A 10022-nucleotide genomic window follows, 5' to 3' on the forward strand; every position below is an offset into this window, starting at 1 on the left:
TGGACCACCTTCCGTTGCGGCCGGACTTCGGCGCGCAACAGCCATTGCACGATAGCCCGTACCTGCCGCCCTTCGCTGGAAGTGCCGCCCGACGACGTGCGCACCGGTCATCCTGAGCGCCTTATGCCTTGGGCGCGCCAACGCCGGCCGCGTCTAGCGCGCTCGCGTCAGGCTGGAGCGGGCGCGTATCGTTTCGGTTCATGGATGCGATTGGCTCGTGAATACCTGCTTGGACGGGCGTCTCCGCCCATTGCCGTCTGACATTCTCGTCAGTCGGATACATCAGTTGATGCCGAATAAATCCTGTTGCGACATAGACGTCTTCGGACCTGTCTGCTGAATCGACTTTCGTTAAATGAAAGTGAGTAACAGATAAAACCGTGATTGAGCGCGAAGTGTGCTGCATTTGAGTGCGTTTCAATTTGCCGCATAGCTTTCGCTCCGCACGCGCCGTGAGTCGGATTGCCGCGCACTGGCAAATTTAGGAGCTTCAGACTCCGCGACCGCGTAGACTGCAAATGCAGTACCGTTACGGATGCGTGAGTAAGGACGAAAGTGTTATTTTCATATTTCCATGAATTGAAAAAATTGTGATCGTCGTTTCACTTCATTGGAAAAATTACCGTCCTTCGCTCGGTATTCTTCTGGTAACGCATTATAAATGATTAGCGCTGGAAGCGACTCCATTGTCGCGATTAAGAGTTCTCGCTATCGCCAATACGCGAATTTTTATTCAGGATGAGTTGGCTCTGGTGCATGTTGTTTTCTAAAAAAGTTCAAGGGAATCAAGCGAAAATATTATTGATTTGCGTTCGATAAGCGCGAAAGCGTATATGGCCCACCTCCATCATTGACAGGCATCGCGGCGGATGCTTGAGGGAGGTTGCGCGCTTGTGAAATGCTTTATCGCGGAAATTGGCGATAGGTGCGACTTTTTTAAAAATCACCATGTAAGGGGTTGCAAATGAAAGTATATTCCTTTGCTTTCGGCGCGTGCTTGCTCGCGCTAACTGGTATTTGCATCGCGAAACCACAAGACTCAGCGTTGTGCAATGGCGAACAGATGCCCGTCATTCCAAATGGCGTGCTCACATGTGCCCCTTACATCGGTATAGCTCCGGATACCGGTGGGGATGTTTCCGCGGCAATTAACTCCGCGTTCAAGAGTTACCCCAATGGACTCTATTTTCCCGCCGGCGAGTATGTAATAAATAACGATGTCTTTCCGGGGGTGGGAAATAATATTATAGGATCGGAAGGTGGAATTACTCACTTCAAAAGCACGAATGTCGACAGTACCCCAAAAATAGGTCAGTCAGCGTATGAGGCGGCTGCGCGAGATTTCGTGATTAAAAATATCATAATGGATAATCTGATAATTTATTTTTATGGTATTCAGCAGAATATTGGAATTATAAATAATGCAATCATAAACACGGTGGTGACCGCGCCGCAATTGGGTGTCTCACATTATAAATTCTTGATTTCGGGAAATCTGTTGATGCGAGATGAAAAACATCCGGGTCAGGGGTTGAGTACCTATTACAATAACGGTGCGCTTGTGCAGAATAATCTGGTTGGGGAAGTGTCCGATGATAAATTAATTCCTGTCATGAATTATTTGAAACCGGAGGTCTATTTGCTGATCAATAAGATAAAATCGCTTGCCAAAAATAATAAAATAGTCTTGAGCTCAGATCAAGGAAACTATGTTGACGCCTGGTACGCTACAAGTGGTTTGTCAAATTCCAGCTTCATAGGCAATATAATAATTGGAAATACGAAAGAGTGTTTTGTGCAGGCCGCAGATGGGAGCTGCTCACTAGGGCGAGACCACGTTACGTATATAAAAGAGTACACAAATGTCGACGTGCTGAATAATTACTATTCTGGCTGGGCTAATGACTCATCTGGACAAATAAAATTTAGAAACGCCTCGTATCTTTATTTTGCGGGAAACTATATCGATAAAGGTGTTGAGTTTGATGCGAGGCCGTATGACAATTCAGCCGTGACGAAGATGGATCACACTTTTGTTTTTAATAATGTATTTGCTGATGGGCCTGTAAGTTACTGGCAGAATTTTGCGGATACTGACGATAAATATATCGACGCGAATAACTTTGTGGTATTTAATAACAAATTTAATGCCGACGACAAAACATTGACTTATATTGGCTCCACGCCGAATAGCACGCACGGTGAGTTTCTTGAATCAGAAAATATTTTTCCTGACGGATCGCCCGTTAAGACCGCTGAGTTTACGAACGTAGATTTGGCCACGGCTCAAGGGCGCTTACCGGCCGACAAGAAGGGCCTTATAAATATAAAGGTTATCCCGTTGTGGGCGAACATTGGGCCAATCGGTGGCCCGAATCTTACCGATAACCAGCTCGTCAGATTTGACCTGCGTTGGGACGATAGTGGGGCGACGGACTTCGTAGTTTATGATCCAAACGGGAACAGCAATTTTTATCAATCATATGATTGGGCATCCGGCCTAACCTGGCAAATTAATGAGAAAGTTGAAAATATTTGTGCGGGCGTGGTTGGCCAATCTATATCCACGTCTACTCATTGCCCGTATATGGCACCGATCGCCTCCAGCTATCTGAACAACGTTTACACTACCAATGGGAGGAAAGCGACATTTAAAATCAGCGTAATTGACAAATATAAGGACATGGGGCCGATACAAGGAAGTGATCTTGCTGCCAATCAATCCGTTGTGTTTGAAATAAAATTTGAGGATGGAAGCAACCAGACAACTACCTATGTGCCAGATAGTTCCGATTGGTGGCCTGCCTATCGCTGGAAACATGGGTTGGCGACGCAGATCAACAGCGTTTTGAATGGTGTGTGCGCGGGGCAGCTTAAGGTCGAAAAAAGATCTGGTTGCAGGATATTCAGTATCCATTGGACTATGCGGCGGATCAGACCGGAGTGCCGACGGATGGAAAAATATTCACCATCCCAGCCTCGGTCCCGTTTCCAGCTTTAGTCCAGGAGAATGATGTCCTCGTCATTGCGGCGATCCAGGAGCCAGGTGTCGGGAATTCAACGTGGTCATTGAAAGTGATTGTGAAGAGTATTGGCGATATTGCCGGAACAGTCACTGTCGCACGGGCGGAAGGTGAGACTAATAATTATCCTGCCGCCGCGGATGTTGGTAATTACTATTGGTACGATCAGAACAGCGTTGATCGCTTCTCTTTTATTGTCAGCGTGGTGCTGAATAAGGCGATTTTGCCGCAGGATGGCGATTCCTACACAACCGAATTGTGGATAAAGCAATGCGTGCAAGCTGAGCTTACGTGATCCGAATGACGGCATCAATCAACACGATCTTCGCAAGGCGCTGCGCATGCGTTCCCAGCAGAATTTTGGGAAACTGGCACAACGAATGGAGCCGAAACGTCACATTGACGATCTGATTGTGTCTGCTGAGTTACGTCAGCAGCTCGAGGAAATCATGGTGGCGGCCGGAGATTCCTCTCATATCGTCAGTGCGACACATGTTGAGCTTGCCCTGAAGCGCGAGTTGGCCAAGATCGGCCGACTGATGGTGTAATTAATTTTTGGAGAGCAAATTCATGGCCACCCCATATCCGTCCGATACTGCCATTATTAATGTTAATAATGCGCTAAACGAGGCGCTGATGTCCTATGTGTCGCCAGCGGTCGCCATAACCTTTGACTTGCCCGATCTGGATAATTTGCCTGCTGATCCAACGCTGAGCGTGTTTCTCTACGAAATTCACGAAGACTTGCAATTGAGAACCGCACAAGCGCGAGTGGCTGTGCGCAACCCGGATAACAATACCGTCGCTATTCTTCCTGGACGGGTCAATGTCAACTGCAACTATCTCATTACCTATTGGGATTCCCCTCAAACCACTGGTGCAGTGGGGAGCCCGGGGAATGCTCCGGACAATCAGGCGATCAAGATTATGAACCAGGTGGTCAATGCAGTCATTAATAATCGAACGCTGCCAGATGTTCCAGGTGCTTACACCCGCATGATTCCGCCAAAGGATGAATTGAACAGCTTGGGTAATTTCTGGCAATCGCTTGACAATAAGCCTCGCCTGTCTTTGTATCTCTCAGTGACCGTCCCAATTGTTCTTACTGATAAGAACGACCGCGCCACCGGTGTTATCGAATCTGATGTGAATATGGAGCAGATTATGCCGAACGGCGTATGAACACGCATGAAAGTGATTTACTGCCTGCCCGTCAAGCTGCTCCATTGCTCATGTAGCGTATCGATCAGCGCCCTTGGCAGGCAATCTGGAATCGTTGCCCGCACGTCCACCAAGTGACGATCAAACGGCAGCGTCAATCCCAATATGTGAATCCGACACTCACATATTGGAGCTTTCCCAAAAACCCTCCTACAATCCAAACCAACCCGCACCGCTAGCCAGAAAACGGCTGCGGTCAGCGACAGCAAAAAAACCGGAGACAAGCCAAACCATGCCTAACAGCCAAAGGCAGCCGCCGCCTGCCTGCGCAACCGGCAACACGCCCTGCGCCGCGAGCAAGAGCAAAACAGGCCACCTCTCCGGCCCCGCGCTGTAAGCGCAAAAAACCACCCCCAAAGCAGATCGCCATGAACAAAGCGATGCCCACTCACGCCGCCAGCGCGTCTAACGACGATCTGGAGCCGCAAGCCGGTCACGCGACCCGCGCCGCGTCGCAACCGGCGGCCAACGCAGCCAAAGCACACCGCGCCGGCGCGCAGCCGGCCGTGCTCGACGAAATCGCCTTGCCCAGCACATTGCTCGACATCACGCCGCAGCAAGCCGGCACGCAAACGCTGCTGCGCGGCCTGGCGATTCTGGAAGCCGCCGCGGCCGGCGTGCGCGATCTGCGCACCTTCGGCGCCGCGCTCGGCACGACCCGCAGCACCACGCACCGGCTAGTGAGCAGCCTCGTGCAGGCGCGCTATCTGCGGCAAGTGCAAGGCGGCTATCTGCTCGGCCCGAAGCTGATCGAACTCGGCACTATCGCGCTCGAACAGATGCCGCTCACCGCGGTCGCGCGTCAGCATCTCGAATCGCTCGCTGAACAGACGCTCGACACGATCCACCTCGGCGTGCGCGACGGCGACGACGTCCTGTACATCGACAAGATTCCCGGCACGCGTGGCCTCGAAATGCGCTCGCGCGTCGGTCATCGGATGCCGTTGGCGTCGACGGGGATCGGCAAGGCCATGATGCTCGACCTCACGCCGGACATGTGGCAGTCGCTGTTCGAAGCATCGCGGCGCGCGCTCGCCGGCGTCAGCTTCAAGCCGGATAACCGCCCCGATCAACAGACGTTCATGCAGCGCATGACCAACTACGCCGCTGGCGGCTACACCTTCGACCTCGAGGAAAACGAAGCGTCGATCCGTTGCGTCGCGGCGCCGGTGCGCGATGCGTCGGGCTCTGTCGTGGCTGCGCTGTCGGTGGCGAGCACGATTCCTTATATGTCGCTGGAGCGCATGGACGAACTGATTCCGGTCGTGCAGCGCGAAGCGCGCGCGATTTCGGAAGAACTCGGCTGGCGCGCCCCGCAACCGGCAACCCGCAGGATCAAGCGATGAAGCAAGCGGGTTCTCACACGCCAGTGGCCAATTCGGTGAACGACGCCGTCGCAGCCGCCGACGCCAACCTCCAGCACGCAGCGCTTATCGCGCTCGACTGGGGGACGACGTCGCTGCGCGCGTATCTGTACGACGCGGCCGGCGAAGTGCTGGCGACGCGGGCATCGACGGCCGGCATCATGAATTTGCCACGTAGCGCCGAGCAAGGCGGCTTCGACGCCGCGTTCGACGACGCGTGCGGCGCCTGGCTCGAACAGGCACCTGCCGTGCCGGTGATCGCGGCCGGCATGGTCGGCAGCGCGCAAGGCTGGGTCGAAGCACCGTATGTCGACGCGCCGGCGAATGCCAATGCGCTGGTGGCCGGCATCGTGCGAGTAAAAGCCGCGTGCGGCGCGACGCTGCACATCGTGCCGGGCGTCCTGCAGCGCGGCGACCTGCCGAATGTGATGCGCGGTGAAGAAACCCAGATCTTCGGTGCACTCGGTCAGGAAGCGGGTCAAAAGACGGACGCCGTGGACAGCGGCAAGCGCGCGCTGATCGGCTTGCCTGGCACGCACGCGAAATGGGTCGTCGTGCAGGCCGGTCGCATCGAACGTTTTCATACCTTCATGACCGGTGAGGTGTTCGCGGCATTGCGCGAGCACACCATCCTCGGCCGTACGATGGTTACGCCGGATCGTCCGGACGCCGATGCATTCCTGCGCGGGGTGAAGATCGCTCGTGACAAAGGTCAGGCGGGCATGCTGGCCACCGTATTTAGCACACGCACGCTCGGGCTCACCGGACAACTTTCGCGCGAACAGCAGCCGGACTATCTGTCGGGCTTGCTGATCGGGCACGAACTGGCCGGTTTCGAAGCCGTGCTCATGCAACAGCAAAACTCGCTCGCCGGGCAGCACTTGCGCCTGATCGGCAATGAAGCGCTGTGCGAGCGCTATCGCGTGGCACTTGCGCAATTCGGCTGCACTCACGCGGAGTTGGTGAAGCACGCCACCGAGCGCGGCTTGTGGCGCGTCGCCACCCAGGCGGGGCTCGTCAATCCCACGCCCCAAGCGGCGCACGCCGGCTAACCGGCCGCGCCGCCGCTCACGAAACAAGGAACCGACATGCAACCTCACATCAATCTGCCCGCCCCGTATATGCCGCACGCGGGTCTGATCGCGGCATTCGAGGTGTGTCCGCTAATCGCGATCATGCGTGGCGTGACGCCCGCGGACGCCGCCGAGCACGGTCAGGCGCTGTACGAAGCCGGCTTTCGCATCGTCGAAGTGCCGCTGAATTCGCCGCAGCCGTTCGACAGCATCGCGGCGATCCGCAAGGTGTTGCCGGCCGATGCGATCGTCGGTGCGGGCACGGTGCTGCATCCGAGTTTTGTCAACGACGTGAAGTCCGCGGGCGGCGAGCTGATCGTGATGCCGCATAGCGACCCGGATGTCGTCATTGCCGCGAAGGCACAAGGCATGGCCTGCGCGCCGGGCGTGGCGACACCGAACGAAGCATTCATCGCATTGAAAAACGGCGCGGATGTGCTGAAGATGTTCCCTGCCGAACAACTCGGCTGCCAGGTCGTAAAGGCCTGGCGCGCGGTGATCGCGGCGCAAGTGCCGCTGGTGCCAGTCGGTGGGATCACGCCGGACAACATAGGTCCGTTCCTGAGCGCCGGCGCGAATGGCTTCGGCCTCGGCTCGGCGCTGTACAAGCCGGGTCAGAGCGCGGCGGTCACCGCCTCGCATGCGAAGGCGTTCATCAACGGGTTGCGCATCGCCCGGGCAGGCGCGAAGAAATGAAGCGGCTCGCCGACAAAGTCGCCTTGATCACCGGCGCCGGGCGCGGCATCGGTGCGGCGATCGCGTTCGCGTTTGCGCGGGAAGGTGCGGCGGTCGTGCTGGCGGAGTTGGATATCGAAACGGCCGAGCGGACCGCGCGCGAAATCCGTGCGGCGATCGGTGCAAGTGACACATGTGGAGCGAACGGAGCCAGCGAAGCAAAAGTGCTCGCGGTGCAGACCGATGTGACGCAATCGACGTCGGTTCAGCACGCGGTGAGCGAGGCGGAACACGCGTTCGGCGCGCTCGACGTGCTGGTCAACAACGCCGGCATCAACGTGTTCTGCGACCCGCTGACAATGACCGATGACGACTGGCGCCGTTGCTTCGCGGTCGATCTCGACGGCGTATGGAATGGATGCCGCGCGGTGTTGCCGGGCATGGTCGAACGCGGCGCGGGCAGCATCGTGAATATCGCGTCGACGCATGCGTTCAAGATCATTCCCGGATGTTTCCCGTACCCGGTGGCGAAGCACGGCGTGATCGGTTTGACGCGTGCGCTCGGCATCGAATACGCGCCGCGCAACGTGCGGGTCAATGCGATCGCGCCCGGCTACATCGAAACGCAATTGACGCACGACTGGTGGAACGAACAAGCCGATCCAGCGGCCGCGAAACAGGCGACGCTCGATCTGCAACCGATGAAGCGCATCGGCCGCCCGGAAGAGGTGGCCATGACGGCGGTGTTTCTCGCCTCGGATGAAGCGCCGTTCATCAACGCCAGCTGCATCACCGTAGATGGCGGCCGCTCGGCGGTGTATCACGACTGAATGCAGCAAGCGGCTCGCGACAGGAAGCAGAACCAGCAGTAAGGAACAGCAGCAAGGAACAGCAGCAAGGAACAGCAGCAAGGAACAGCAGCAAGAACAGCAGCAAGAACAGCAGCAAGGAACAGCAACAGGAAGTAGCCGCAAGAACGGGCAACAAGAACAAACAACACAACAGCAAACAAAGGTTTCACCGGACGACGCGCTGGCCGCGTGTGTCACACCCGGTACAAGAAGACGCGGCCGATACCTTCTCGTTATCAATTAGTCAGGAGACACGCATCATGAAACGAAGAATTTTCCTCACGCTGGCAGCAGCGGCGGCGGGTGTGCTCTTCAACGCCCCGGTGGCGCAAGCCGCGGATCCGGTCAAGATCGGCTTCCTCGTGAAGCAGCCGGAAGAACCGTGGTTCCAGGACGAATGGAAGTTCGCGGAAATCGCCGCCAAGGAGAAGGGCTTCACGCTGGTGAAGATCGGCGCGCCGTCGGGCGAGAAGGTAATGAGCGCAATCGACAACCTGTCGGCTCAGAAAGCGCAAGGCTTTGTGATCTGCACGCCTGACGTCAAGCTCGGACCGGGCATCGTCGCCAAGGCGAAGGCCGACGGCCTGAAAATGATGACGGTCGACGACCGCCTCGTCGATGGCTCGGGCAAGCCGATCGCATCGGTGCCGCATATGGGCATCTCGGCGTACAACATCGGTAAGCAGGTGGGCGACGGGCTGGCCGCGGAAATCAAGAAGCGCGGCTGGGATATGAAGGACGTCGGTGCGATCGACGTGACATACGAACAACTGCCGACCGCGCATGACCGCACCAGCGGCGCGACCGACGCGCTGATCGCCGCCGGCTTCCCGAAGGCGAACATCATCGCCGCGCCGCAAGCGAAGACGGACACGGAAAACGCGTTCAACGCCGCCAACATCGCGCTCACGAAGAACCCGCAGTTCAAGCACTGGGTGGCTTACGCGCTGAACGACGAAGGCGTGCTCGGCGCGGTGCGCGCAGCGGAAGGCCGCGGCTTCAAGGCGGACAACATGATCGGTATCGGCATCGGCGGTTCGGACTCGGCGTTGAACGAGTTTAAGAAGCCGACCCCGACCGGCTTCTACGGCACGGTCATCATCAGCCCGAAGCGTCACGGCGAAGAAACCTCGACGCTGATGTACGACTGGATCACGCAAGGCAAGGAACCGCCGCTACTCACGCTGACGACCGGCATGCTGGCGACGCGTGACAACGTCGCCGATGTGCGCCAGAAGATGGGCCTCGCGGCAAATTAAGTGGCTGTAGCGTAGGCAAATGAAGTGAACTGCCGGCGCGTCGTTTCTCCAGGGATTGGGCGCGCCGGCACCAGCAATACAAGATGATTAGTTGAGACAGACCACGCTTGGTGTCCATGAGGCACTTAAAACGCGCGGTTCAAAAACAGCAAGTATCTTGCATGGGACGGGAGTAAGCGCTAAAGCGCCAGCTCTGGTCGACCGCAACAAGATTGCATGGGACGGGAGTAAGCGCTAAAGCGCTAACTCCCGTCGACACAGGAGGCGAAGTGTCAGCGACGCTACGTTTTGACAATATCGGCAAAGTCTTTCCAGGCGTGCGTGCGCTCGACGGTGTGTCCTTCGACGTCAACGTCGGCCAGGTACACGGCCTGATGGGCGAAAACGGCGCAGGGAAGTCGACCCTGCTGAAGATTCTCGGCGGTGAATATCAACCCGACTCCGGTCGCGTGATGATCGACGGCAATGAGGTGCGCTTTACGAGCGCGGCATCGTCGATCGCGGCGGGGATCGCGGTGATTCACCAGGAACTGCAATATGTGCCCGATCTGACGGT

Annotated in this window: 11 protein-coding genes; 10 read left to right on the top strand and 1 reads right to left on the bottom strand. The window is 56.7% G+C overall.

Annotated features, from left to right (window positions below):
- Positions 1-964: 964 nt before the first annotated feature.
- The 8 genes from HHL24_RS31375 (at position 965) to HHL24_RS31410 (ending at position 8186) form a co-directional block, all read left to right on the top strand.
- Complete coding sequence (locus HHL24_RS31375; RefSeq protein ID WP_169489200.1) at positions 965-3001, top strand: hypothetical protein; 2037 nt, start codon at positions 965-967, stop codon at positions 2999-3001.
- Between the two features lie 68 nt (positions 3002-3069).
- Positions 3070-3318: a hypothetical protein gene (locus HHL24_RS31380; RefSeq protein ID WP_169489201.1), complete on the top strand. Its 249-nt coding sequence runs from the start codon at positions 3070-3072 to the stop codon at positions 3316-3318.
- Positions 3319-3364: 46 nt separating this feature from the next.
- Positions 3365-3571, top strand: coding sequence for a hypothetical protein (locus tag HHL24_RS31385; RefSeq protein WP_169489202.1), 207 nt, complete (start codon positions 3365-3367; stop codon positions 3569-3571).
- A 22-nt stretch (positions 3572-3593) separates the two neighbouring features.
- The gene (locus HHL24_RS31390; RefSeq protein ID WP_169489203.1) at positions 3594-4205 is read left to right on the top strand and encodes a Pvc16 family protein; all 612 of its coding nucleotides are present in this window, start codon (positions 3594-3596) and stop codon (positions 4203-4205) included.
- 407 nt (positions 4206-4612) lie between these two features.
- Positions 4613-5590, top strand: coding sequence for an IclR family transcriptional regulator (locus HHL24_RS31395; protein WP_169489204.1), 978 nt, complete (start codon positions 4613-4615; stop codon positions 5588-5590).
- On the top strand, positions 5587-6660 hold the full coding sequence (locus HHL24_RS31400) for a 2-dehydro-3-deoxygalactonokinase (RefSeq protein ID WP_169489205.1): 1074 nt from the start codon (positions 5587-5589) through the stop codon (positions 6658-6660). The genes HHL24_RS31395 and HHL24_RS31400 overlap by 4 nt, the downstream gene beginning before the upstream one ends.
- 36 nt (positions 6661-6696) lie before the next feature.
- Positions 6697-7377 (top strand): 2-dehydro-3-deoxy-6-phosphogalactonate aldolase, encoded by a 681-nt coding sequence (locus HHL24_RS31405; protein WP_169489206.1) that lies wholly within the window; start codon positions 6697-6699, stop codon positions 7375-7377.
- Positions 7374-8186 (top strand): SDR family oxidoreductase, encoded by an 813-nt coding sequence (locus HHL24_RS31410; protein WP_169489207.1) that lies wholly within the window; start codon positions 7374-7376, stop codon positions 8184-8186. The genes HHL24_RS31405 and HHL24_RS31410 overlap by 4 nt, the downstream gene beginning before the upstream one ends.
- Here the strand turns inward: HHL24_RS31410 and HHL24_RS31415 are convergent.
- A complete protein-coding gene (locus tag HHL24_RS31415) occupies positions 8177-8377 on the bottom strand; it encodes a hypothetical protein (protein WP_169489208.1) in 201 nt (66 codons plus the stop codon). The genes HHL24_RS31410 and HHL24_RS31415 overlap by 10 nt on opposite strands.
- 90 nt (positions 8378-8467) lie before the next feature.
- Between HHL24_RS31415 and HHL24_RS31420 the strand changes: the two genes are divergently transcribed.
- Entirely contained in the window at positions 8468-9466 is a 999-nt protein-coding gene (locus HHL24_RS31420) for an arabinose ABC transporter substrate-binding protein (protein ID WP_169489209.1), read from the top strand.
- A gap of 269 nt (positions 9467-9735) precedes the next feature.
- Positions 9736-10022 (top strand): ATP-binding cassette domain-containing protein (locus HHL24_RS31425; protein WP_169489210.1); only part of this gene is annotated, 287 nt, incomplete at its 3' end.

Origin of the sequence: Paraburkholderia polaris (assembly GCF_012927345.1) — a bacterium.
In the GTDB taxonomy this organism is placed as follows: Bacteria; Pseudomonadota; Gammaproteobacteria; order Burkholderiales; family Burkholderiaceae; genus Paraburkholderia; species Paraburkholderia polaris.

What these genes read in the sequence shown, in the direction of transcription:
- HHL24_RS31400 (WP_169489205.1), top strand. Translation starts at nt 5,587, where the DNA reads ATGAAGCAAGCGGGTTCTCACACGCCAGTGGCCAATTCGGTGAACGAC.
- HHL24_RS31395 (WP_169489204.1), top strand. Translation starts at nt 4,613, where the DNA reads ATGAACAAAGCGATGCCCACTCACGCCGCCAGCGCGTCTAACGACGAT.
- HHL24_RS31410 (WP_169489207.1), top strand. Translation starts at nt 7,374, where the DNA reads ATGAAGCGGCTCGCCGACAAAGTCGCCTTGATCACCGGCGCCGGGCGC.
- HHL24_RS31420 (WP_169489209.1), top strand. Translation starts at nt 8,468, where the DNA reads ATGAAACGAAGAATTTTCCTCACGCTGGCAGCAGCGGCGGCGGGTGTG.
- HHL24_RS31375 (WP_169489200.1), top strand. Translation starts at nt 965, where the DNA reads ATGAAAGTATATTCCTTTGCTTTCGGCGCGTGCTTGCTCGCGCTAACT.
- HHL24_RS31385 (WP_169489202.1), top strand. Translation starts at nt 3,365, where the DNA reads ATGCGTTCCCAGCAGAATTTTGGGAAACTGGCACAACGAATGGAGCCG.
- HHL24_RS31405 (WP_169489206.1), top strand. Translation starts at nt 6,697, where the DNA reads ATGCAACCTCACATCAATCTGCCCGCCCCGTATATGCCGCACGCGGGT.
- HHL24_RS31390 (WP_169489203.1), top strand. Translation starts at nt 3,594, where the DNA reads ATGGCCACCCCATATCCGTCCGATACTGCCATTATTAATGTTAATAAT.